General features: G+C 71.6%; 19 protein-coding genes. 6 read left to right on the top strand and 13 right to left on the bottom strand.

Annotation, left to right across the window (positions count from 1 at the left end):
* Positions 1–118 precede the first annotated feature (118 nt).
* From I2501_RS31805 to I2501_RS31825, 5 genes are all read right to left on the bottom strand, one after another.
* Positions 119–1765, bottom strand: coding sequence for a S53 family peptidase (locus I2501_RS31805; RefSeq protein WP_196197782.1), 1647 nt, complete (start codon positions 1763–1765; stop codon positions 119–121).
* Between the two features lie 270 nt (positions 1766–2035).
* The gene (locus I2501_RS31810) at positions 2036–5065 is read right to left on the bottom strand and encodes an AAA family ATPase (protein ID WP_196197783.1); all 3030 of its coding nucleotides are present in this window, start codon (positions 5063–5065) and stop codon (positions 2036–2038) included.
* A 127-nt stretch (positions 5066–5192) separates the two neighbouring features.
* On the bottom strand, positions 5193–5693 hold the full coding sequence (locus I2501_RS31815) for a DUF1003 domain-containing protein (protein ID WP_196197784.1): 501 nt from the start codon (positions 5691–5693) through the stop codon (positions 5193–5195).
* Positions 5694–5768: 75 nt separating this feature from the next.
* Complete coding sequence (locus I2501_RS31820) at positions 5769–7376, bottom strand: LCP family protein (RefSeq protein WP_196197785.1); 1608 nt, start codon at positions 7374–7376, stop codon at positions 5769–5771.
* Positions 7377–7449: 73 nt separating this feature from the next.
* Positions 7450–7929: a DUF6542 domain-containing protein gene (locus I2501_RS31825; RefSeq protein ID WP_196197786.1), complete on the bottom strand. Its 480-nt coding sequence runs from the start codon at positions 7927–7929 to the stop codon at positions 7450–7452.
* A 743-nt stretch (positions 7930–8672) separates the two neighbouring features.
* Here I2501_RS31825 and I2501_RS31830 point away from each other — a divergent pair.
* On the top strand, positions 8673–9389 hold the full coding sequence (locus I2501_RS31830; RefSeq protein ID WP_196197787.1) for a G1 family glutamic endopeptidase: 717 nt from the start codon (positions 8673–8675) through the stop codon (positions 9387–9389).
* 100 nt (positions 9390–9489) lie between these two features.
* Positions 9490–10278: a G1 family glutamic endopeptidase gene (locus I2501_RS31835; RefSeq protein ID WP_196197788.1), complete on the top strand. Its 789-nt coding sequence runs from the start codon at positions 9490–9492 to the stop codon at positions 10276–10278.
* 36 nt (positions 10279–10314) lie between these two features.
* Here I2501_RS31835 and I2501_RS40810 read toward each other — a convergent pair whose 3' ends face one another.
* The 5 genes from I2501_RS40810 to I2501_RS31860 form a co-directional block, all read right to left on the bottom strand.
* Complete coding sequence (locus I2501_RS40810; protein WP_196197789.1) at positions 10315–11562, bottom strand: PucR family transcriptional regulator; 1248 nt, start codon at positions 11560–11562, stop codon at positions 10315–10317.
* Between the two features lie 80 nt (positions 11563–11642).
* Positions 11643–12434, bottom strand: coding sequence for a class II aldolase/adducin family protein (locus I2501_RS31845; protein ID WP_408022809.1), 792 nt, complete (start codon positions 12432–12434; stop codon positions 11643–11645).
* 220 nt (positions 12435–12654) lie between these two features.
* Entirely contained in the window at positions 12655–12960 is a 306-nt protein-coding gene (locus I2501_RS31850; RefSeq protein WP_196197791.1) for a hypothetical protein, read from the bottom strand.
* A gap of 16 nt (positions 12961–12976) precedes the next feature.
* Positions 12977–14194 carry a metallophosphoesterase gene (locus tag I2501_RS31855; RefSeq protein WP_196197792.1) on the bottom strand — a complete coding sequence of 406 codons (1218 nt, stop codon included), beginning with the start codon at positions 14192–14194 and terminating at the stop codon, positions 12977–12979.
* Between the two features lie 252 nt (positions 14195–14446).
* Positions 14447–14665: a hypothetical protein gene (locus I2501_RS31860; RefSeq protein ID WP_196197793.1), complete on the bottom strand. Its 219-nt coding sequence runs from the start codon at positions 14663–14665 to the stop codon at positions 14447–14449.
* A 257-nt stretch (positions 14666–14922) separates the two neighbouring features.
* On the opposite strand from I2501_RS31860, the gene I2501_RS31865 reads away from it, so the two are divergent.
* The 3 genes from I2501_RS31865 to I2501_RS31875 all read left to right on the top strand — a co-directional run bounded on the left by I2501_RS31865 (position 14923) and on the right by I2501_RS31875 (position 16115).
* Entirely contained in the window at positions 14923–15210 is a 288-nt protein-coding gene (locus tag I2501_RS31865; protein ID WP_196197794.1) for a hypothetical protein, read from the top strand.
* An 82-nt stretch (positions 15211–15292) separates the two neighbouring features.
* Complete coding sequence (locus tag I2501_RS31870) at positions 15293–15616, top strand: hypothetical protein (RefSeq protein ID WP_328806784.1); 324 nt, start codon at positions 15293–15295, stop codon at positions 15614–15616.
* Positions 15594–16115 (top strand): DUF6879 family protein, encoded by a 522-nt coding sequence (locus tag I2501_RS31875; protein WP_196197795.1) that lies wholly within the window; start codon positions 15594–15596, stop codon positions 16113–16115. Before I2501_RS31870 ends, I2501_RS31875 begins: the two co-directional genes overlap by 23 nt.
* A 183-nt stretch (positions 16116–16298) precedes the next feature.
* Here I2501_RS31875 and I2501_RS31880 read toward each other — a convergent pair whose 3' ends face one another.
* The 3 genes from I2501_RS31880 to I2501_RS31890 all read right to left on the bottom strand — a co-directional run bounded on the left by I2501_RS31880 (position 16299) and on the right by I2501_RS31890 (position 21739).
* Entirely contained in the window at positions 16299–16844 is a 546-nt protein-coding gene (locus I2501_RS31880) for an NUDIX hydrolase (protein ID WP_196197796.1), read from the bottom strand.
* A 202-nt stretch (positions 16845–17046) separates the two neighbouring features.
* On the bottom strand, positions 17047–20736 hold the full coding sequence (locus I2501_RS31885) for a GH92 family glycosyl hydrolase (protein WP_196197797.1): 3690 nt from the start codon (positions 20734–20736) through the stop codon (positions 17047–17049).
* 163 nt (positions 20737–20899) lie between these two features.
* Complete coding sequence (locus I2501_RS31890; protein ID WP_196197798.1) at positions 20900–21739, bottom strand: SAM-dependent methyltransferase; 840 nt, start codon at positions 21737–21739, stop codon at positions 20900–20902.
* 146 nt (positions 21740–21885) lie between these two features.
* Between I2501_RS31890 and I2501_RS31895 the strand changes: the two genes are divergently transcribed.
* Positions 21886–23019: a Fic family protein gene (locus I2501_RS31895; protein ID WP_196197799.1), complete on the top strand. Its 1134-nt coding sequence runs from the start codon at positions 21886–21888 to the stop codon at positions 23017–23019.
* Positions 23020–23028: the final 9 nt, after the last annotated feature.

Below are 23028 nucleotides of genomic sequence, written 5' to 3' on the forward strand. Positions count from 1 at the left end.
TCGTTGGGCCCGCCCCCCCCCCCCGGGCCCCCCCCCCCCCCCCCCCCACCCCGCCCCCCCCCCCGCCCCCCCCCCCCCCGGGGGGCCGCCGCCACCTCTCGGTGGGGGTGCGCGATCGTCAGCCGAGGTTGTCGCTGACGAACTTCGCGCCGTCGTAGGAGCCCCAGCCGGTCACCTCGTCGTAGCCGGTGCCGGCGCTGAAGGCGCCGTTGCTGCCACTGGTGACGTCGTGGAAGTCGTTGCCGTAGTTGGCGCCGGTCGCGTCGGCGTAGATGGTGGAGTTGGCGTTGCCGAACGCGGCGTGGCCCTTCGCGGCCGCGACCTGGTCGTAGATCGCGGTGAAGGCCGCCCAGTTGGGCGCGGCGCCGCTGGTGCCGCCGACCTCCTCCCACTGGCCGCCGGTGTAGACCGCCCAGCCGGTGCTGGGGTCGGCAGCCGCGGCCACGTCCGGGACGTCGCGGTTGGTGTCGCTGGTGACGCCGGACTGGAAGCTGGGCTGCGGGAAGACGGTGGAGGTGCCGCCGCCGCTGCCGGACCAGGCGGTCTCCCCGCCGTACGAGCCGTCGGAGTTGGTGGAGAGGGTGGTCCCGCCGACGCCGGAGACGTTGGGGTCGCTGGCCGGGAAGTCGACCGAGGTGCCGCCGTCGCCCGCGTCGTCCGAGCCGTTGTCGCCGGAGGCCGCGTAGACGGACTGGCCCTGGGCCGCCGCCTCCTGGAGGGACTGGTCGTCGGCGGTGCGGTTGGCGGAGTCGATCTGCGACTCGGCCTGACCCCAACTGGAGGAGATGACCGGCACGTTGTCGCTGGCCAGCTGGGAGTAGAGCGCCTCGTCACCGGCGGTGGAGTTGGGCGCCTCGTAGACCTTGATGGTCGCGCCGGGTGCCAGCGCCTGGACGACCTCGATGTCCAGGTCGACCTCGTCCTGGCCGGAGGTGTCGGTGGTGCCGCCGTCGACGTTCACGACGGTCGGCGCGCTGACGTTCAGGCCGTAGGTGGAGTCGTAGGTGGCGATGTCGGACTGGGAGAACGCGGAGAACTCCACCAGGGCGACGGTGACGCCGCTGCCGTTGTCACCGCTGGACTGGAGCGACGCCAGGTCGTAGGCGGCCGGGCCGCTGCTCGGGTCGAGGCCGGACACGGGCGCGGTGGCGTTCGGGCGGACGGCGGTGTTGACGTGGTCGTAGTGGTGGTGCGCCGCGAAGTTGTTCAGCCCGGAGACGTCGACGACGTCGGCGGCGAAGGTCGCGGGGATCTTCGGGGCCGTGGTGTTGGCGAAGAAGTCCCGCTTGGCGGCGGCGTCGTGGTACGTGGCCAGGCTGGTGCCGAAGGCCTTCTCCACCTGCTGCGCGGTGCCGCTGGCGGTGACCGAGAGGCGGTTCGTGGTGACCTGTCCGACGTGCAGGCCCTGCGACGTGAGGTAGCCGGTGACCTGGTTGACGGTCGTCTGGTCGGCCCCGAAGCGGGCGGCGAACTGAGCAGCCGTCAGGTAGTGCTTGTAGTGCGACGAGTGCGGGTTCGTGACCTGTGCGAGGAAGGCCCGCAGACCGGCCTGGTCGCGCATCGCCAGGCTGACGGTGACGTTCAGGTGGGCCGACGAGGCGACGGTGCCGGTGCGGACGGACTGACTGATCGCGCTCACCACGTCGCCGCGCACCGCAACCTGCGGCTGGGTGACGGCGTGGGCGGGCGTGGTGAGGGCGAGCGCGGCGATCGCCGGAAGCGGAGCGGCGAGCAGGCCAAGAGTCTTGAGGCGGCGGGCAGTCACGGGACGTCCTCCATGGAGGTCGGGAATGACGAGTACATGCTGGTCATGCACGGGTCAAGCAAATGGCCGACAGGAAGCATTGCCCTTCCCGACCCGGGCACCATGGGGACGGTTGGTGTTGCCGGGTCAGAACGGGCGGACTGGGCTACACCGTAGGAACTCCCGCACCCTCGGCATAAGCGGGAAAACCCTCGACTGTGCGCCCCCTTGCCCTCGCCTGTGCGAATCGGATGCGAACCGAGGGCCCCTCGGAAGGCCGCCGAAGGGCCGTCAGCCGGGCAGCGGCTGCGCGACGAGCTCGGTCCGGGACGCCAGCTCGGTCCGGGATCTGACGCCGACCTTCCGGTAGACCCTGGACAGTGACGCCTCGACGGTCTTGACGCTGAGGTAGCAGTCCGCCGCGATCTCGCGGTTGGTCGCGCCCGCCGCGGCCAGGGCGGCGATCCGCTGCTCCGAGGGCGTCAGCGGGGAGGAGACCGCCGGATGCGCGGCGGCCTGCCGCGGCACGGGCGGTGGCAGGGCCGCGCCCTGCGCGTGCGGCTCGCCGACCGCCAACCACGCTGCCGCGCCCGCGTCCTGGAAGATCTGCAACGCCTCGTCGGCGGCCCGCCGGGAGGCGGTGTGCCTGCGTCCGCGCCGCTCCGCCTCGGCCAACGCGGACAACGCGCGGGCCAGCTCCAACGGCACGCCTTGCGGCCGTAGTCGGGCGACTGCGGACTCCAGGAGCCCTGCCGCCTCTGGTGTCTCACCACGCGCCAGGCGGAGCAGCGCCGCCGCGCGCTCCATCGTGCCCAGCACCGCCTCCCGGCCCAGACGCCGGGCCACGGCGGACACCTCGTCGACGAACTCCCCCGCCTCGGCCAGCGCCGACTCCGTGCCCTCGGCGACCAGGGCCTCGGCCAGGTCGGCGTGCCAGCGGCCGATGCCGGGGTCGACGATGCCCATCTCCCGCTCGATCACGCGCGCCTCACGCAGGACCTCGGCGGCCTGCGCGGCTCGGCCCGCCATCAGCTGCACCCGGCCCAGCACGGTCAGGTTCCACAGCCGCCAGAAGCGGTCGCCGTCCCGGGCGGCGCGGTGGGCGCCACGCTGGGCGAGGAGCCGGGCCCGGTCCAGCGAGCCGCCGACCGACTCGGCGGCGGCGGTGATGTAGAGCACCGGGCCTGCGGCGTCGGGCTCGTGGGCGACTTCCTGGCCCACGACCCCTCGGCCCAAGACCTCCCGGCCCATGAGCTCCCGCCCCACGGCCTCTCTGCCGACGCCTGCACGGCCGACGGCTGCACGGCCCAAGGCTTCGCGACCGACTGCTTCGCGACCGAGGGCGTGGACGGCGTCCGTCCCCACCAGATCGGCGTGCAACTCGCGCGCACGGCGGGCGGCTTGCAGCGCGCCACGGCAGTCGCCGGAGCTGATCCGCACGTCCGCGAGATGGATCTGCAGACTCACCTGCTCCTCGACGCCGAGCCGTTCCCCGAGGCGGGCGAGCATGCCCAGCAGCGAACGCTCCGCCGCCGCCAGGCGGTTGGCGTGCAGGTGGAAGACCGCCTCGGTCCGCAGCGCCTCCCCCAGCGCCAGCTCGTCGATGCCGCGTCCGCGCGCGTTGGCCAGCGCCCGGCGCAGGGTCGTCTCGGCCTCCGGGTCGCCACCCAGCCGTTGCAGGTACGCCAAGGTCGTCAGCGCTTCGAGCTCGGTCTCCCACAGCGCCGCCTCGGCGGCCAGGCGGGCGGCCCGCCGCGCCTCCGCCTCCGCTCGGTGGACCCGCCCGGCCAGCAGGTCGCGCGAGGCGCTCCAGCAGCGCAACCGGGCCTCCAGGCCCGGGGATCGGGCGGCAGCCGCGTCGCTCAGCCCGTCCCGGATCAGCGCGCCCTCGTGCTCCAGCGACTGCCCGGCGCAGCGCAGCAGCACGATCCTGGCCTGCGACCGCGCCTCGGGGCTCCGGGCCTCGGCGATCAGCACCTGCGCCTCGGCGCGGGCGACATCGAGACGGCCGGCGTCCACGGCGTACCCGGCCGCGGCCAACTGCCGCTCGGTGCGGGCGGTCTCGGCGTCGGCGGGGGTGCGGACCACCGCGAGCGCGGCCAGTTCCGCGGCCGTCCCCGGCGCGCCGCGGCGGCGGGCGGCGGCAGCGGCGACCGTCAGCGTCTGCGCCACGCCCTCGTCCCTGGCCGGGTTGGCGAGGGCGAGATGCCGGGCGCGCTCCACCGGCTCGATCACCGCCTCGGCGAGCCGGGCGTGGGCGTTCCGCCGCTCGTGCCCGCTCGCCTCGGTGTAGACGGCGCTGCGCAGCAACGGGTTGTCGAAGTGGACGTGTCCGTCCGGTCCGATCCGGATCTCCCCCAGCCGTTCGGCGGCCTCCAGACGCAGCGTCACGGACGGGCCGCCCGCGGTGGCCAGCAGCGTGAGGTCGGGTCGGGTGGCCGCCGCGACGAGGACCAGCGCCGCGCGTACCTCCTGCGGCAGCGCGTGCAGCCGGTCGAGCAGCAGGCCGCGCAGCGGGGTCCGGGCGGCGCCGCCGAAGTCCGCCGCCTCCGGTCGGCCGTCCGGCGGCAGCGCGCGGAGGAGTTCCAGCGCGTAGCGGGGGTTGCCCGCGACGGTGTCGACGATCTGCTGCACGGCGCCGCTCGGCAGCGGGACGCCCGCATGGCCCGCGCGCTCCGTGTGGTCCGCGTGCTCCGCGTGCTCGGTGAGCAGCGCGGTCACCTCGGCCGGCGTCATCGGCGGCACGGTGAGCCGCACCACGCCCTCCGGGCACAGCATGTCGTGGACGGGCATCCGCCCGCAGCCGGTCTGCTCGGTGGCGACGATCCGCAACGCCGTCCCGGCGCAGCGGCGGGCTACGAAGGACAGGACGCGCGCGGTCGGCTCGTCCACCCACTGCACGTCGTCCACCACCAGCCAGACCGGGCCCTCTGCGGCCAGCCGGCGCAGCAGCGTGAGCACCGCGAGCGGCACCCTGGCCCCGGCCGGGTCCACGTCCTCGTCCCCGCCGCGCAGCAACGCCGCACGCAGCGCGTCCCGCTGACCGGTCGGCAGCGCCTCCAGGGTCTCGTCGGAGACGCTGTCGAGCAGGTCGATCAGACACATGAAGGGCAGCGGCAGTTCGGCTTCGACCGGCGCGCAGCGCAGCACCCGGACGCCGTCGGCCAGGGCCTGCTCGACCAGGCGTTCGGCCAGGTGGGAGCGGCCGATTCCGGCGGCGCCGAGGAGCACCAGCCCCGGGGCCTCGTGGAGCGCCCTGACGGCGCTGTCCAGGACGTCTTCGCGGCTCACCGTCGCGGCGGCGGCGTCGAGTCGGCGCACCAACTGGCTCCCCTCCTGCAGTGGAACAGTTCAGAGGAAGTTCAGAGCCACTGTCTACACGACAATCGGGAGTTGAGTAACCCCAGGGCGTGGTTACAACTGCTCGCCAGCGCCGAAGCGGTGCGGATCAGTCACCGGTGGCCGGGGCGGGGACGGTCATCCCGGTCGGCGGGTCGATCACCGGGACCGGGCTGATGCCGACCTGCTCCGCGATGCGGGTGAGCAGCATGTCCTGTGCCGCGAGGTGGGCCTGAAGCTGCGCCACCTCGTGCAGGGTCGCGTTCGCGTCCTCGTAGGTGGCCTGCGAGCGCTTGTCCGCCGCGTCGGCCTGCACGTTCTGGCCGACCATGATGACCGACAGCAGGACGAGCTGCAGGAAGGTCTGGGCCACCCAGGAGACGATGGCCGAGGCCCCGCCCTGGATCGCCGACGGCAGGCTGATCAGGTCGAAGAGCGCGAACGCGTAGGCGCACCACATGCTGCCGACCGCGCGGGTGACCAGCAGCGCCACCTTGGTGTTGAAGCGGCTGACCGCGTTCCCCTGGTCATGCTGGTCCGCGGTCCGCACCGGGTGGTAGGCCCGTCGCGAGGCGACGTGCGGGTGGGGAAGGTGCTCGTAGTCGGTCATGGGCTGACTCCGGGAGCTTCGTCGGGTTCCTGCCGGGTCCCTGCCGGACTCCTGTCGGATTCCGGTGGGGATTTCCTAGTCGACACAGGGGATGCCGCTGCCACCACCGTTGACCGCGGGGCCCTGGAAGACCAGGTGCGCGGTGCTGGCCGGGCTCGGCGTGCTGCCGGAGCCGCTGGAGCCGGATCCGGCGGCGGGCGGGGTGAAGTCCGAGGCCAGGACGACCTCGACGTGCCCGGACGCCACCGCGCTGCTCGCCTGCGGCGCGCCGACGCCCACCTTCGACGCGATCTGCTGGGCGGCGGCCTGCTCGCCCGCGCCGTAGAGGATCTCGGTGCTGTTGACCGCTGCGTGGTCGCCCACCCGGCCCTTGGTGTACCCGGCCGCGACCAGCGCGGCCGACTCGACCCCGGCCGATCCGGGCGGCGCCGAGGCGTTGAGCACGTCCACGGTCGTCGCCGAGGCGGGCGCGGACGAGGCGCTGGGCTTGGGCGCGGAGGGCGAGGACGGCGCGGGAGCGTCCGCGAACAGCGCCGTGACGGTGCGCTGGACCTGCGGGACGCTGACCGAGTTGACCGACTGGATGCCCTCGCCGGGGATGTAGACGTTCGGCAGGCCGGTGATGGGAAGGGTGTTGAAGGTGACCTTGCCGCCGGTCAGGTTGGGCGCCTGCTGGGCGAAGTCGAGGATCGACCACTGGTTGTCGATGACCACGTCCTTCTTGACCACGTTCAGCAGCCCCTGCAGCTTCGACAGGTCGGAGAGCACCCCGTCCTTCTTCAACTGGGTCTCGGCCGAGGTGATGTAGGCCTGCTGACGGTGGGTGCGGGCAAAGTCGCCGCCGTTGCCGTCGCCGTCGGTGTTGGTCAGGTTGTGCCGCTGGCGCACGAACGACAGCGCCTCGGCGGGCGTCTGCAGCACGTTGTAACCGGCGTGGAAGTTCGCGCCCGAGCCCTGGCCGGACTCCGCCGGGTCCGAGGTGGCGTGGTTGAGGCAGACCGTGACCGGGCCGATCGCCTGGGCGATGTCGTAAAAGCCGATCAGGTTGACCTCGGCGAAGTGGTCGATGTGCACGTTGAGGAACTTCTGCACGGTGGTCAGCGTCGCCTCGCGCCCCACCTCGCGGCTGGCCTGCTCCAGCGCCGCGCCGGTCAGGCCCTTCGCCTGCAGACCCGGCATGGCCGCGGCCTTGGCCAGGCCGTAGGCCTCCTTGATCTTGTGCATGCCCTGCTCGGAGCCGTCGCCGTTGTAGGTCATCACGTAGTCGTCACGCGGGATCGACACCGCCTGGACCTTGGCGGTCCCGTCCGCCGGGATGTGCAGCAGGATCAGGCTGTTGGTGTTGTAGCCGCCGACGTCGCTGGAGTCGCCCGCGTGCAGCTCGTCCTGGACGAACCAACCCGGCAGGTTGGAGCCGTCGTTGTTCTTCCGGCTGTCCAGGCCGATCAGCAGGATGTTCTCCGAGTTGTCCAGCTTCGGCGGCGCGTTCTGCCCCGACACCGCCAGCGCGTCGGAACTCAGCACCCCCGACGTCAGCTGCTGCACCCCGTACCAGGACACCCCGGCCACGCCCAGCACCGTCACCGACCCGAAGACCGCCGCCGTGCGGGCGACCACGACCGCCTTCGACGCCTTGCCCGCACGAACGGTCGTGCCGCCCGTGCCTCGCCGTGCCCTGCTCATCCCGCCTGCTCCTCCCACTCGCCGACCACGGCGCTCACCACGGTGCTCACCACCGCGTTCACCACTGCGACCCTCATCGGCCGCGACGCGCGGCGACCAGCCGCGCCACACCCACGACGGCCGCGACGGCCATCGCCGCCGCCATCGCCGGGAAAGCCCCCGCGACGCACTTGGCCAGGTCCGTCGCGAACTTCCCGGTCGAGCCCGCGGAGTCGCGTACGACAAAGCCCGCCAGCGCCATCAGCAGCACGACGGGCGGGGCGCCCGTCGTCACCCACCACACGCCCGGCCGCGAGCAGAGCAGCGCGGCGGCCAGGGCGCCCAGCACCGCGGTGATGTCGAGCACCACGCCGCCGCCCCCGCTCACCAGCGCGCCGACCAGCGGCAGCGCGATCAGCACCGAGGCCGACACGGCAGCGGGACGGCGACGCTCCCGCGCCACCGTCGCATCGGCAACCGCGCCTGCTCCGGCACCAGCGTCGACTCCGGCGCCGCGACGGCGCTCCGCGCGGCCGCCCGCCGTGGGCTCCCCCGCGCCGCGCTGCTCCGGCACGGACCGCCTTTGGCCGGTATGCACAAATTCGTCCGATTCGTCGCTGTCCTCGAAGAGCGGACCACGGACCTGCGCAGGGGTATTGCCGCCCATGCGCCCCGCCGGCCAACGGCTGTCAGGGCGCGAATACGGGCCACCGCCCTGCTGCCAGTCGCCTCCCGAGGGAGAACCGCCCCACGCGTCGGACATCGCTCACACCTTTCGCACTCCAGCGACCGCGGCAACCGCGTTCACCCGAGGGACGCTCCGACCACACGGACGGTTGCAGAGTTGCGCAATCTAGCAAGACGGGTCAGTGATGCCTGCGGGAGACCCCCGAAAGATGAGAATCCCTGGCCGGCCACACCGTCCCGCACTCCGCCGGAACGCGGCCCCGCCCGCCCGCCGGGCGTCAAGGCCGCGCCAGAACATCGCGCGCATCTCTTACTGGTTCCTTACCTGAGGTCGCCGCGGGAGTCACCCGCACGGCGAGGGCGACCGGCATCCCCGGCCATTCGCGATCGCCCTCGACCGCCCGCGTCCGCCCACGACCGGACCTGCCGGAGCGGCGAACAAATCCGAGGTTCCTCGCGACCGCTTTAGTCTGATACTTCGTCATTCTTCAGCCCGGCGCGGAAGTTCGCCCACAACTTTGCACTGCACAACCTCTTGCTGTGTCTCATGACAATCGGCATGCTCGGCACCGCTGCCCACACGAGGGCCAGCTCACGAGCGTCCTGATCGCCCCTCACCAAGGAGCCAGCATGCGCCGATTCCTGATACGCGTCGCCACCGTCGCGGCCGCGGCGACTCTCGCCGCCCCCGCCGTGCCGGCCACCGCGGTGGCCGCTCAGGGACTGTCGTTCCGCCCGCTGCACCACTACAACATCAACGGCTACAACTGGGGCGGCTACGCCGCCACCGGCAGCGGCTTCACCTCGGTCTCGGCCAGCTGGACCGAGCCGAGCGCCAGCTGCAACTCCAGCAACGACCTCTACGCCCCCTGGGTCGGCATCGACGGCTACGGCACCTCCACCGTCGAGCAGACCGGCGTCGCGACCGACTGCTCCAGCGGCAGCCCCGTCGACGAGCCCTGGTACGAGATGTACCCGGCCAACCCGGTCTACCTGAGCACCAGCACGCACCCGGTGTCCGCCGGTGACCACATCACCGCCTCGGTGACCTACGCCGGGAGCAACCGCTACACCCTGAAGCTGGCCGACTCGACCAAGGGCTGGACGTACACCACGACCAAGTCCCTGTCCGCGTCGCGGGCCAGCGCCGAGGTCATCATCGAGTCGCCGACCGGTGCGTACCCGAACTTCGGCACCCTGAGCTTCAGTTCCGCCACGGTCAACGGCCAGTCGCTCGGGTCCTCCAGCCCGACCGCGCTCGACCCCTCGAACGGCGTGACCGAGGCCCACACCAGCGCGCTCGGCTCCGGCGGCACCAGCTTCACAGAAACGTTCCTGCACGAGTAGTCCGGCAGCGCCCCGGCCTCCGAGCGGTGGACCACCACCGCTCGGAGGCCGGTCACCGTCAGAACGCTTGTCCCTCAGGCATGTTGACAGGGAGACCCCCATGCGCCGCACCGCCCCGGCCGCACTGCTGACCCTTGCCCTCGCCGTCGCCCTCGCCGCGCCGACCGCTGCTTCCGCCACCGCCACGCCCGCGACCGCGACCGCGCAGGCTGTCGCGCCCGCTGCCGCAGCGGCCGCGCACTCCGCGTCCGTGCCGCACCTGGACCACCGGCTCCCCCGGCACGCGAGCGGTGACTCGAACTGGGGCGGCTACGCCGTCACCGGCGGGGCCTACCGCGCCGTCACCGGCGACTGGACCGTCCCGGCGCTGGACTGCTCGGCCACCGCCGGAGACATATCCTTCTGGTCCGGCCTGGACGGATGGACCAGCAGCAGCGTCGAGCAGATCGGCCTCGACGCGGTCTGCACCCGCAAGGGAACCGTCCAGTACAACCCGTGGGTCGAGATGTACCCGGCCAACTCGATCTACTTCACCGAGACGGTCAAGGCCGGCGACACCATGACGTCCTCGGTCACCACGAACGGCAGCGGCAGCTTCACGCTCATCCTCGCCGACCCCACCCAGGGGTGGACCAAGACGTACACCAAGACCCTTGCGAACGCCCCGCTCAGCTCGGCCGAGGTGATCGACGAGGCGATAGGCAGCCAGAGCATCCCGCCGTGCCCCGACTTCCACCAGGTGCAGTTCAGCAACGTCACCGCCAACGGCGAGGACTTCGCCTCGGCCGGGACGGTGAACACCACCAACCTCGAACGCGCGGGCACCCTGCTCACCCAGGACGGCGCGCTCAACGGCAGCTCCTTCGCGATCTCCTGGCTGCACGCCTGACGGTCCCGCCGACGTCCGGTCAGTGCCGACGTCCGGTCAGTTCAGCTCGGAGCGCCCGTACTGGTCGAAGGTCTGCACCGCCAGGTAGAGGTGGGCCGCGTCCCTCGGGTCCTTCAACTGAAGCCCCGTCAGTTCCTCGACGTGGCGCAGCCGGTAGCGGACGGTGTTGCGATGGCAGTAGAGCGCCTGGGCAGCACCGTCCGTGGACCCACCCGCGTCGAACCAGGCGGTCAACGTGTCCAGCAGGGCGTCGCTTTGGGCCTGCGGGAGGTCGGCCAGTCCGTGCAACGTGCCGACGGCGAGGTCGAGCGCGTCGTCGGGGCTCGCACTGATCAGGCAGCCCAGCGGGAACTGGCCGTAGCGGTGGTGGCCGCGCGCGGCACCGGGGACGCTGCCGAGGGCCAGCCGCGCCTGACGCAGCGCGCGGGCCGCGTCGAGGATCGAGGTGAAGGTGGCGCTCGACCCGAGCCGGACGTCCTCGGCGTCGAGCCGGTCGGGCAGTTCGGCCCAGTCCAGCGGCGCCTGCCCGGCGTGGACGACCCCGACCGTGCCGTCCGGGGAGTCGCGCCACAGCACACCCGCGCCACGACCGGCGAGCGCGCTCTCCCACGCCGCGCGCACGGCCGGTCCGGCGCCCTGGGCCGCGACCACGAGGTAGCGGCCCTTGCGGGCGAGCCCCAGCGCCTCCGCGCTCTGCAACCGCCTGCTGGTCTCGACCGGCCCGGCGGCGAGCAGGGTGTCGAGGTGCTGGTGACGCTCCGCCTCCGCCATCCGCAACAACTCGGCGGTGCGGTCCCGGTAGGCGTCCCGGAGCTCGGCGGAGTAGTCGTCGAGCAGCAGCCACATCCGGTCGGCCTGCTCGACCAGCGCCCGCAGGGTCTCGGTGTCGACCGGGGCGACCTGGTCGACGAGGTACGACCAGGCGAACCGGAACCCGATCCGGAAGCTGTGCAGCAGGGCGGGCAGCGGCACGCCCTGCTGCGCGCGGCGGTGGCCGAGGGCACGCACCGCGCCGAGGTCGGGCGGCACCCCTTCGGCCAGGTGCAGCAGGAAGTTGCGGATCAGATGCGCGGTGGCGTCGCTGATGTCGGCGACCGACACCTCGGAGCCCTCGGCCAGCTCCGACTCGTCGCGGATGATCTGCTCCACCACCCGGGAGGCGAGTTCGTCCGCGTCGGTCACGGCGCGGCGGCACAGCTCCCTGATCGCGGACTCGGCAGAATCGGCGGGCTCGGTGGGCTTGGTGGGCTCGGCGGAATCTGCGAAATCGGCGGCGGAATCCACGCTGCTCCCCTGGTCGTCCGGTGCACTCGCGCCAGGCTAGATCCGCCGCCCGGAGCGATCAACGACCGCCGGGGTAAGGGTCAGTCGAAGAGGTCGGGATCGGTACGCGAGATGTGGTCGAAGAGCGGCTGGAACTGGACCCACCCGGCCAGCTCGAAACCGACCTGACCATACGTCAGTTTCGCTTCCTCATGCGGGATCCGGATCGTCTCCCCGGCCGCCTTGGCCAGCAGCTGCGCTTGGGCCGAGCGCTCCATGGTGATGAACCACCACGCGGCGGAGTCGACGGTGCCGCCGACGGTCAGCAGCCCGTGGTTGCGCAGGATCGCCGCCTTGTTGCCGCCCAGCGCGGCCGCGATCCGGCGGCCCTCCTCCGGGTCGTTGGCGACGCCGGAGTAGTTCTCGTAGCAGCCGTGGTCCTCGTAGAAGGCGCAGGCGTCCTGGGTGAGCGGCTCCAGCAGCTGGCCGGTCGCGGACAGCGCCTTGCCGTGCACGGAGTGGCTGTGCGCCGCGCCGACCACGTCCGGACGGGCGGCGTGGACCGCCGCGTGGATCGCGAACGCGGCCCGGTTGACCCGGTGCCGGCCCTGGACGACCTCGCCGTCGTGGTTGACCAGCAGCAGGTCGCTGACCCTGATGTGCTTGAAGGACATGCCGAAGGGGTTGACCCAGAAGTGGTCGGTGAACTCCGGGTCGCGCGCGGTGATGTGACCGGCCACGCCCTCCTCGAAGCCGAACCGCCCGAACAGCCGCAGCGCGCCCGCGAGTCGCTCCTTGCGGTGGCGGCGTTCGACGGCGGGGTCGGTGAACACCGGCGGGAGCCGGAAGATCAGCTCCTCCTCCGGCACGGCCACGAGGTCGGCGCGGCTCAGCGGTTCGGCCTGGGGGTGCTGGTTCGCGGTCGGCTCGGCGGTCACGGGTCCTCCTGATCGGGCATGCGGCATGCAGCGTGGCGCATACGGCTCTGCGGCGCTTCGTCCCATGCTGGCGGGCAGGACGGCGCGCCGCCATGGTCCGGGCGGCGCGGAATGCGTGCGCCGGATTGTCGCCCGGCACAACGGAGGCCGAGGAGTAGCCGCAGCCGCACCCGCCCTACTGGCGCCGGAGCCGGAGAGCGAGACTGGGAACGACGAAGGACAGCAGGAAGACCGGCAGAAAGCTCTTCCCGGTGCACCGGAAGGCGACGGTCTCGCCGTCGGCGGCGTCGAAGGTCGTGGTGCGACTGGAGTTCCGGCCGCTGCGGACCTGCAGGGTGTGGCGGCCGGGTTCCACCGCCGTCTCGAACGTGGCGTTCATGGCGACGGACCCGACGCGCTCGCCGTCGAGCACGATGTCGTAAGGGCTGCGGCGCACCTCAGCCCCGATCGCCTTGTGCGTGACCGTCAGCGTTGCCGACATGCCCAGCCTCCTCCGGTCACCCTGTCTGGACTGCCCGAAGGGTGAGCAGCGTGATCTCGCTCGGCGCGAAGACCCGGAAGGGCGGCCCCCAGAAGCCGGTGCCCCGGCTGGTGTAGAGCTGGGTGCGCTCCCCGTGCCGGCTCAGGCCGCTCACGACGGGCTGGTCGACGCGGACCAGGAAGTTGAACGGCCAGATCTGGCCGCCGTGGGTGTGCCCGGAGACCTGCAGGTCGATGCCCGCAGCGGCGGCCTGGGCCACGAACTTGGGCTGATGGGCGACCAGCAGCACCGGCTGGTCCTCGTCCGCACCGGCCAGCGCGCCCACCAGGTTCGCGCTGTGCCCGTCCAGGCCGGACGACTCTGCGGTCACGTCGTCGACACCCGCCAGCACCAGCCGGTCGCCGCCACGCTCCACGATCACGTGGCGGTTGTGCAGCGACTCCCAGCCGAGCTCGGTCATCCGGTCGAGCCAGCCCTGCGCCTCGCTGTAGTACTCGTGGTTGCCGGTCACGTAGACCCTGGCCTGGCGGGCACGGATCTCCCCGAGCGGCGCCGACTGCTCGCGGCGCTGGACGGGCGTGCCGTCCGCGATGTCGCCCGCGTGGACGACGACGTCCGCGTCGAGCGCGTTCACCGCCTCGGTGACGCCCGCCGACCAGCGCGCCCGGTCGATCGGGCCGTAGTGGGTGTCGGCCAGCAGGACGACCCGCGTGCCGTCCAGGCCCGCGCCGAGCCGCGGCAGGGTGACCTCGACCTGCTTCACACGCGGCACTCGCATCGCCTCGAAGTGACCCCATCCGAGCAGCGCGGCCGCGACCACGACGACGCCCACGGCGATGCCCCGGGCCGGGCCGACCCCGCCCTTGCCGAGCACGATCAGCACCAGGTGCAGCAGGTCGCCGAGAACGGACCAGGTGAAGAGCACCCAGACGATCCCGAGCGTGCTGTCCGCGATCCTGGAGGCCCGGTCGTTCCGCCTGCGCCCGTGGCCCACGGCCATCAGGAACGGAAAGGAGACGAGACCCACGGCGAAGACCACGGTGCCCGCCAGGAAGACCGGGAACGGCCAGTGGACGCCGAAGGCGAAGAGCGTGGCCCAGGGCAGCACGAAGAGCAGCGCCAGGACGAGAAAAACCACCGCCCCGCCCAACCGCCGCCGTCGCCGCGAGCCCTGCGGGGCCGCCGCGGCCTCCGAACCGCCGTCCTCACGGACCGAACGCGGTTCCGCGGACATGACCGTGGAATCATCCGTGGACACGCCGGTGGATACGCCGTCTGCCACAGCGCCGCCCCTCATGTGATCTGTCAGCCGTCTGCGTCGACCGTTCGCCTCACCCCATCATCCCGCATCCATCCGGGCGCCGAACGCGGGCCGGGGGCTCCCCCTGTGGTCGCCAACGCGGGGGCTGTGTCGTTTAGGTAGATCGCGTCTACGTAGACGCGATCTACCTAGCCGCCCGCTACACGGAGTGGCGGGCTCTCGCCCCTACCCGTCGAGCAGATCCCGCACCACCCGCTCCGCGGCCTCCTCCTCCGCGGGCACGGGAGACACCTCGTCCAGCGTGTCGAGATCGCTGTCCTCGCCGAGCTCCTTCTCCCAAGCGTCGGCCAACTGCTGCTGCCGCTCCTGAGGCTGGGTCCGGACCTTCTGCCGGCTGGCGGGGCTGAGAGCTTCGAGGAAACGGGTGAGTTCGTCTTCTGGCATGCGGGATCTCCGAGGGTGCAGGGGCGGGTTCACCGACAGGTGTTCCAGGCCGAGCGGCCACGCCATCCCGGAACCGGACCTGGTCACCCGGACGGCGCACGGCGTGCCGAACGGTCAGCACGAACGGCTACAACGCTGCATCAGCACATCCGTCTCTCCGACGTCGGCCGCGTCCGACGGCTCTAACGCGGTGCCCACGTATCTGTGCCCGATGTCGACTCGACGGCCGATCCTGCCGAACCGCCGAGGTTGGACAAGTGAGTATCGCTACTCATGACCTCGCCGGGCGACGCCGGGAGACTGACCCGTACGGCAACCAGGGAGGGACCGTGCACAAGCGCAAGTTCGCACCGGCCGTCATAGTGCTGCTTCCCCTCGCCCTGACCGGCCTGTGCGTCACGGACATCATCGAGCTGATGCCCGACAGCACCCACTTCTGGGCTGTCCTGCTGATCGCCCTGGGCATCGTCGGCGCTCTGGCCGGGATCCTCGCATCGCTGGCCCTGATGCTGCTCGTGATGGGCCTCAACCGCTGGGAATTCTGAGCCAGCAAACTGGACCCTGGCGCCAGCGGGGCCACGGCAGCAGGCCACGAGTCGACACTGGCAGGTGAGCTGCTACGCGCCCTTGACGTGGCGTCTGCTGTCGCACGACGGTGTCCAGGACGGACTGGTTGCGTTGAAGTTGGAGGGGATCACGGCGCTGCGGTTCATCGGAGTGGACCCGAACACCGAGCAGGGCGAGTCGCCCACGGTCTGGGTGGACGACGAGAAGCGGGAGCTGGTGTTCCAGGGCTACAAGCCTGGCGACCACTTGATGGAGCAGATTGACGCCATCCCGGCACCCGACCACGCCCTGGGCATCCCTGACCACGAGTACGCGATCCGCCTGCCGTTCAGCATGATCCCGAACATTCGAAAGGCCTGCGATGCCGCCGACGAACTGGGCTGACCTGTTCGCGAAAGCCCGGCACTCCGCCGTCCACCTTGAGATGCGCGACCACTACGCCGCGCCGAGCGAGGACGACCCCATCGCCCGCTGGGAAGCAACCGGCGTAGCCGACACCGACCCGGACTCCGAGTGGTGGGCCGGATGGTCCCGCATCGTTCGCGACGCCGTCGCTCGCGGCGTCCAGGTGCGCCGAGCCCGCATCGTCTCTGAGCCAGTGACCCGATACACCCGATGGCTGCACGCCATCACTCCGGCGAACCTCGCGGCCGGCGAACGCATCAGCTGGCTGCCACGCCGGAACGCCGTCGACCTCGCGTTGCCGGGCGCGGACTTCTGGGTCATCGACGACACCCTCGTGCGGTTCGGTCAGTTCTCGGGCGATGGCGTCCCGATGGAGCCGATCTACCGAGATGAACCCGAGGTCGTCAAGCTGTGTCTCGACGCCTTCGAGAGCGTCTGGGCGCGCGGTGTCCCGCACGAGGAGTACGTGATCCACTAGCTCGACATGACCCGATCTCCATCGTCATCGGCTCAGCAGGCGCGCGAACGAGTGGCCGCGCGCCTGCACGAGCTGAGATCCAACTCCGGCCTGACAGGGGTGGGTTCACCGACAGGTGTTCCAGGCCGAGCGGCCACGCCATCCCGGAATCCGACCTGGTCACCCAGACTGCGCACGGCGTAGTCAGCGCGAGTGGAGCAAGCGGTACGGGCCGAGGTAGTAGGAGACGGCCATCAGTGACGGACCGTCATCGATCAGGCCCTCCGCCGCGCACCGGACGACTTCCGCCTCCGTCAGCCACTCGACCCGCTCGGCCTCGCTCACGTCCTGCGGCGCACTGATCCGGGTGCACTCGGTCGCGAGAAAGCAGGAGAACTGCATCGTGCTGATCCCGGACAGGGCGTGGTACTGCGTGAGCGGCTCGACCCGGCCCGGCCGCCAGCCGGTCTCCTCCTCGATCTCCCGTCGGATCGCCGCCGCCGGGTCCTCGCCTGGATCCGCCCAGCCCGCCGGTACTTCCCAACCCCACCTGTTGGTGATGAAGCGGTGTCGCCACAGCATCAGGAAGCGGCCCTGCTCGTCGACGACGACCGCGGTGGTGGACGGGCGGGGCATCGTCAGGACGTGGTGGTCGACGCGGCCCACCCCGGGGATCTCGACGTCGTCGAGCCACACCTCGACATAGTCGCTGCCGTAGACGCGCCGACGGCCGTAACTCTTCCACTCCACTGCTGGAGGCCCTTCAGTCGCGGACGGCTACCCGCGACCCTCTCACGCGCTCGCTCAGGGCCGGCACCGGCGCTCAGGCGGACTGCCCCGTGGATCCCGTCGAGGCGGGCATGGGTGAGGAAATCGAGGCCGCCGATGGGGCCCACCGGCCAAGGAGAGGCGGGATGCACAACCGGCATCCCGCCTCCCCCAAGGCGGGTGATCACCCGAAGACGAGGACGCCGTCCGGGACGTTGCCGACGGTGACCGGGGTGCCCGGGGTGCTGGTGGCGACCGTGACCGGGACGAGCTGGTTCACGTTGGAGTCCACCACCCAGGCCGTGGAGCCGTCGTGGCTGAAGCTGAGCGCGTACGCGCCCGACCCGGTCGGGATGAACGTGCCTGCCGTGTCAGTCGCTAGCGCGATCGGGGTGACGCCGCCCGCGCCGGTGTCCGCGACGTAGGCCGTCGTGCCGTCCGGGGAGACGGCGACGCCCTGCGGGCCCGCGCCAGCAGGCAGCGTCGCCGTCACGGTGTCCGAGGCGGCGCTGATGACCGACACCGAGGACGAGCCGCCGTTGGTGACGAGCACCCGGCCGCTGTCGGGGGTGACCGCGACGCCGAACGGGGCCGCGCCGACGGCGATGGTGTGCGTGACGGCGCGGGTCGCCAGGTCGACGTCGCTGACGGTGCCGCTGCCCTGGTTCGCCACCCACAGTTGGGTGCCGTCGGGGCTGACGGCCAGTCGCTCCGCCTGGCTGCCCACGGCGACCGGCGTGCCCGCCGTGAGCGTCGCGACGTCGATCGGCTGGACCGTTCCGTCGCCGTAGTTGCTCACCCACACCGTCTTGCCGTCCGGGGTCGCGGCCAGGTCGGCCGCGACGTTGCCGACGGGGACGGACTTCACCACGGCGTTGGTCGTGGTGTCGATCACGGTGACGTTGTTGCTGTTGTTGTTCGCGACGAACAGGTCGCCGCCCGCCACGGCCATCCCGTCCGGGCCGCTGCCCACGGGGATGGCCGGGCCGGCGTTGTGGGTGCGGATGTCCACCGGGGTCACCGTGTTGTCGCTGTAGTTGGTCACGTACGCGGTCGGGATCGTCTCGCCGGGCTGCGCGACCGTGGCCAGCAGGGAGGCGTTCGGGACGACCGCGCCGTTGGCGGCGTGCGCCGCGAAGGCCACCTGGTAGTAGCCGGTGGTGGTGGCCGCCGGGGCGGCGATGGTCACCGTGACCTGCGCCGTCCCCTTGGCCGGGGCGGTGACCGTGCCGCTCGCCGGGCTGACCGACAGGCCGGACGGTGCGGTCGCGTGCCAGGAGACCGCCGCCGGGCGGGAGCCGAGGGTGTTGTCGACCTTGACCGCGACCGTCGTCGTCGCCCCGGGGGCGAGGCGTACCTGACCAGGCGTCAGGTCGAGCGCGGCGCTGGTGCTCGGCGGGAACCGCACCGGGCCCGCCGGGAACGACGGCGGGGCGTCGGCGGTGGGCGTGCCCCAGCTGGTGTTCGGCGTGGTGGCGAGCGTGTAGTCGAGCCGGTGCGCCCGGGTCAGGTCGATCCAGGTACGGCCCGTGGCCTGGCCGTTGACGCGCAGCGACTTCACGTACGTGTCGCCCGCGCCCTGGGCGTCGATGGTCAGGTCACCGTAGGCGCCGTGGACCGTGGCCCTGGGGAACTGCGGGGCGCCGAGCACCATCATGGGCACGCCCGGCGTCTGCGGGTACATCCCGAGAGCGGCCCATACGTACCAGGAGCTCATCGCGCCGAGGTCGTCGTTGCCCGGCTCGCCGCCCGGAGTCAGCGCGTACAGCTGGCTGGTCACGCGGTGGACGACGGACTGCGTCTTCCACGGCTCGCCGACGCTGTCGTAGACCCAGGGCGAGTCGAGCGCGATCTCGTTGCCCTGCCACTGGTAGGGCGCGTCCGGACCGGCGTTGAGCTGGGTGAAGTAGGTGTCCAGCCGCTTGAGGGTCGCCTGCCTGCCGCCCATTCCCTGGACCAGGCCCGCCAGGTCCTGCGGGACCATCCACGTGTACTGGGCGGCGTTGCCCTCTTGGAAGCCGTCCTGGCCGAAGCCCGAGACGGACACGGGCGGCCCGGACGGGAAAGCGCCTGCGGCGTCCCGCGGTTCGACGTAGCCGTTCGACGTGTCGAAGAGGTTCGCCCAGTTCTGCGAGCGCTTGCTGAACACCGCGCTGTCCGCGCTCTTGCCGAGGGTGGTCGCGAGCCGCGAGATGGCGAAGTCGTCGAGGGCGTACTCCAGCGTCTCGGAGGCCCCGTTGGGCACCGGGCTGATCGAGTCCGAGCCGATGTTCGGCACGTACCCGTCCTTGATGTACGCGGCGCCGTTGGGCCGCTCGACGTACCAACCCTGGCCGGGCGCACCGGTGGTGCCGTCGGCTCCCTTCACCATGTCGGCGAGCGCGGCGGAGGCGTCGAAGCCGCGCGCGCCGAAGGCGTAGGTGTCGGCGAGTATCGGGTCGGCGGAGTCGCCGTTCATCACCCCCGTGTAGCCGTTGGCCGAGGGCCACTTGGGCAGGGAGCCGCCCTGGGCCGCGTCGTTCAGCAGCGAGGTCGCCATGTCCGCGGCCACGCGCGGGTCGATGGTGGCCAGCAGCGGGGTCTGCGAGCGGTAGATGTCCCAGCCGGAGTAGTTGGCGTACTGGGCGTGGCCCGGCTGCGTCTGGTGGACCTTCTCGTCGAAGCCGAGGTACCGCCCGTCGGCGTCGCTGAACAGGCTCGGCTCCAACGAGGCGTGGTAGAGCGCCGTGTAGAAGGTCGCCTGCTGGGCGCGGGTGCCCCCGGCGACGGCGATCGTGCCGAGCTGCCGGTTCCACGCGGCGGTGGCCGCTGCCGCGACGGTGCCGACGTCGAAGGTGCGCGCCTCGGCGTTCAGGTTGTCCAACGCGCCCTGGACGCTGACGTACGAGACCGCGACCTCCATGCCGACGTGCGCGTTCTTGGTGGTGTCGAAGGTCAGCCAGCCACCGGCGACGACGCCGGATCCCTGGGCGCCGGTCGCGGTGCCCGGCGTGGTCGCGTAGTTCTTGGAGCGCGGGTTCTGCTTGCCCTGCACGCTGACGCTCGTGCGGCCCGCCGACGTGGCGACGTGCGCGGCGCTCGCTCCGCCCCACGTGCCCGAGGCGGTGAACGGCCGGTCGAAGCGGGCGGCGAAGTGGACCGTGTAGCTGTTCGGCTGGCCGCAGAAGTGGCCGCTGGTGACGGTGCCGGTGATCTCCCGGTCGCCGACGGCCTGGAAGCTCGCGGAGGAGCTGCCGTTGGCGCTGTCCGCGACCTTCACCAGCAGGCGGGCCTGGGTCGACGCCGGATAGGCGAAGTCGGCGACGCCGGTACGCGCAGTGACCGCGAGCTGCGTGCGGACGCCGCCCGCGGTCACCGCGTAGGAGCCGGGGTGCGCGCTCTGCGAGGCCTGGGTGAACGCCGCCGAGGCCGAGTCGGGGTCGGACGGCAGCGCGCCGGTCATCGGCAGGATCGGGAAGTCCCCCGCGATCGGGCAGCCCGGCCCGGACAGGTGGGTGAGGCTGAACCCGGTGATGCTGTGGTCGGCGACGTTGTAGCCACCGCCGTCTGGACGTGACGGAGTGTCAGGACTCCACTGCACCATGCCGAACGGCAGGTCCGCGCCCGGAAAAGTGTCGACCTGGCCGACGACGGCCCCGCCGCTCCCGGTACCGACCAATGGGTCGACCAGCGCCGCGGGGTCGGTGACGGGAACGGTCGCGGCGGCTGGGCCGTCAGCTGCGCCTGGCGAGGCGGCGGCCTGCGCGGCGGTCGGTATGACCGCCACGATCAGCGCGCCGGCCACCGTCGCGGCCAGCGCCCCGACGCGGGGCAGCCGGCCCGGCGGCCGGGATCGGGTCGAACGACGTGGTTGACGAGGTATCGGCATCGACATCGCTGTCATCATGGACACTGCGGAAGTGACTCACGCCTGAACAGACACCGTCAAGGTCTCCCACGATGAATGACGCAATGTCATGGCGGGTTTTGAGAAGCGCCGATCGGCGGTGCTCGCAGCCGTCAAGTACCCGAGCCCGCGCCCAACGTCCGTGCCAGGACTACGGCTTGATCCCGACGGCGGCGTAGAACGACACCTGGGCGTCCGTCGCGTCCCCCGGCAGCGGGTCGTCGCCGTCGTCCGGACGCCAGCGGTGGGCCGTCACGATCTCCGGCTCCAGCAGCTCCAGGCCGTCGAAGAAGGAGGCGAACTGCTCCCGGTTCCTCAACTGGAGGGTGGTGCCCACCTGGTTGTAGATCTCCTGGACCTTGGGCGCGCCCTCCGGGTCCAGCTCGGCGGTGGCGTGCGAGAGCACCAGCGCGGAGCCGGACGGCAGCGGCTTGAACAGCCGGTCGACGATGGCCTGCGCCTCGCGGATGTCCGGGACGAAGTGCAGCAGCGCGACCATCGACAGCACCACCGGCTGCCCGAGGTCCAGCGTCTCGGCCAGCTGCGGAGCGTCCAGGATCGCCTCGGGATCGCGGACGTCACCGTGGATGTAGGCCGTCCGGCCCTCGGGGGTGCTGGTCATCAGCGCCCGCGAGTGCGCGAGCACGACCGGGTCGTGGTCCACGTAGACGACCCGCGCGTCCGGCGCGACCGACTGCGCGACCTCGTGCAGGTTCGGCGAGGTGGGGATCCCCGTACCGATGTCCAGCCACTGGCGCAGACCCAGCTCCGCCAGCGCCCGGGTCGACCGGCGCATGAAGGCCCGGTTCGCGCGGACCGCCAGCCTCATGTTCGGGAAGACCTGGAGCACCCGCTCGGCGGCCTCGCGGTCCACCGCGTAGTTGTCCTTGCCGCCCAGGAAGTAGTCGTACATCCGCGCACTGTGCGGGACGTCCTGCCGTATGCGCGCGCTGAGCGGCTCGCTCGACACCGAACCCTCCGTCTCGCTCATCCGCTGCGCTTCCCTTCTTCCGTGCGGCACACCCAACCAGCCCGAAGTCTAGTCAAGTTGTTGATCTTTCAGGCACATTCTGCCAGGCACCCTGGTCCACCAAAGCCCGCCTTGACTGATTGATGCCATCATGGTGTCATTACTTCATGCTCTACGCTACGCCGAACCTGCACGACGCCGACCAGGCCGTCCTCGCCGAGATCGGAGAGATGCGGGACCGACTGCGCCTGCACCTGCGCACCCCACGCCGGTGGGAGGGGCAACTGCGGCGCAACCTCACGGCTCGGGCGATCGCCGGGTCGAACACCATCGAGGGCTACGCGGCGAGCGTGTCGGACGTCGAGGACATCATGGTCGGCGAGGCGCCCATCGAGGCCAACGACACCGTTGCGGCTGAGATCGAGGGCTACCGGCAGGCGATGACCTACATCCAACGCCTTGCCGAGGCCGGTGACGACTTCTCCTACAGCAAGGGGCTGCTCAACTCGCTGCACTTCATGATGCAGGGGCACCACCTGCTCAAACGCCCCGGCTGGTGGCGTAGCGGGCCGGTGTACGTCACCTCGGCCGAGGATCCCACCATCGCCGCCTACACCGCTCCCGACCCCGAGCAGGTTCCGGCCCTCACCGGCGAACTGGTGGAGTGGTTGAACGAGGGCGACCTGGATGCACCGGGCCTGGTGCGGGCCTCAATGGCGCACCTGAACCTGGTCGCGATCCATCCCTGGTCGGACGGCAACGGCCGGATGTCCCGCGCCCTGCATACTCTCGTGCTCGCCCGAGAAGGCATCATGGCACCGGAGTTCTCGAGCATCGAGGAGTGGCTCGGCCGGGCCCGCAACACCTACCGCTACTACGACGTCCTCGCCGAGGTCGGCGGACCCGTCTGGACTCCCGATCGCGACACGCTCCCCTGGGTTCGCTTCTGCCTGCGCGCCCACCATCAGCAGGCCCAGACCGTCGAGCGCCAGGTGCACACCACCCGCGAGGTCTGGACCGGCCTCGAACAGGCCCTCGAGCAACGCGACTGGCCCGACCGCATGATCTACGCGCTCTACCCCGCCGCCATGAGCAACCGCATCCGCCGCGCCACCTACCAGGCGGACGCCGAGCTGAGCGAGCAGCAGGCACAGCGAGACATCCGCGAACTCGTCCGCGCCGGCTGGCTCACCGCCAAGGGCGAGGCCCAGGGCCGCTACTACGTCGCAGGCCCCGACCTGCCCGAGGAGATCACCCACGGCGTCCGCGAACCGAAGCCGTTGCGCGACCCCTACGCGTGAGACGCATTC

Source organism: Streptacidiphilus fuscans (assembly GCF_015690355.1).
In the GTDB taxonomy this organism is placed as follows: domain Bacteria; phylum Actinomycetota; class Actinomycetes; order Streptomycetales; family Streptomycetaceae; genus Streptacidiphilus; species Streptacidiphilus fuscans.

Excerpts from the sequence above, each read along its gene's own strand:
- I2501_RS31855 (WP_196197792.1), bottom strand. The coding sequence starts at position 14,194 with ATGTCCGCGGAACCGCGTTCGGTCCGTGAGGACGGCGGTTCGGAGGCC.
- I2501_RS31890 (WP_196197798.1), bottom strand. The coding sequence starts at position 21,739 with ATGAGCGAGACGGAGGGTTCGGTGTCGAGCGAGCCGCTCAGCGCGCGC.
- I2501_RS31895 (WP_196197799.1), top strand. The coding sequence starts at position 21,886 with ATGCTCTACGCTACGCCGAACCTGCACGACGCCGACCAGGCCGTCCTC.
- I2501_RS31850 (WP_196197791.1), bottom strand. The coding sequence starts at position 12,960 with ATGTCGGCAACGCTGACGGTCACGCACAAGGCGATCGGGGCTGAGGTG.
- I2501_RS31830 (WP_196197787.1), top strand. The coding sequence starts at position 8,673 with ATGCGCCGATTCCTGATACGCGTCGCCACCGTCGCGGCCGCGGCGACT.
- I2501_RS31835 (WP_196197788.1), top strand. The coding sequence starts at position 9,490 with ATGCGCCGCACCGCCCCGGCCGCACTGCTGACCCTTGCCCTCGCCGTC.
- I2501_RS31815 (WP_196197784.1), bottom strand. The coding sequence starts at position 5,693 with ATGACCGACTACGAGCACCTTCCCCACCCGCACGTCGCCTCGCGACGG.
- I2501_RS31860 (WP_196197793.1), bottom strand. The coding sequence starts at position 14,665 with ATGCCAGAAGACGAACTCACCCGTTTCCTCGAAGCTCTCAGCCCCGCC.
- I2501_RS31875 (WP_196197795.1), top strand. The coding sequence starts at position 15,594 with ATGCCGCCGACGAACTGGGCTGACCTGTTCGCGAAAGCCCGGCACTCC.
- I2501_RS31885 (WP_196197797.1), bottom strand. The coding sequence starts at position 20,736 with ATGTCGATGCCGATACCTCGTCAACCACGTCGTTCGACCCGATCCCGG.
- I2501_RS31820 (WP_196197785.1), bottom strand. The coding sequence starts at position 7,376 with ATGAGCAGGGCACGGCGAGGCACGGGCGGCACGACCGTTCGTGCGGGC.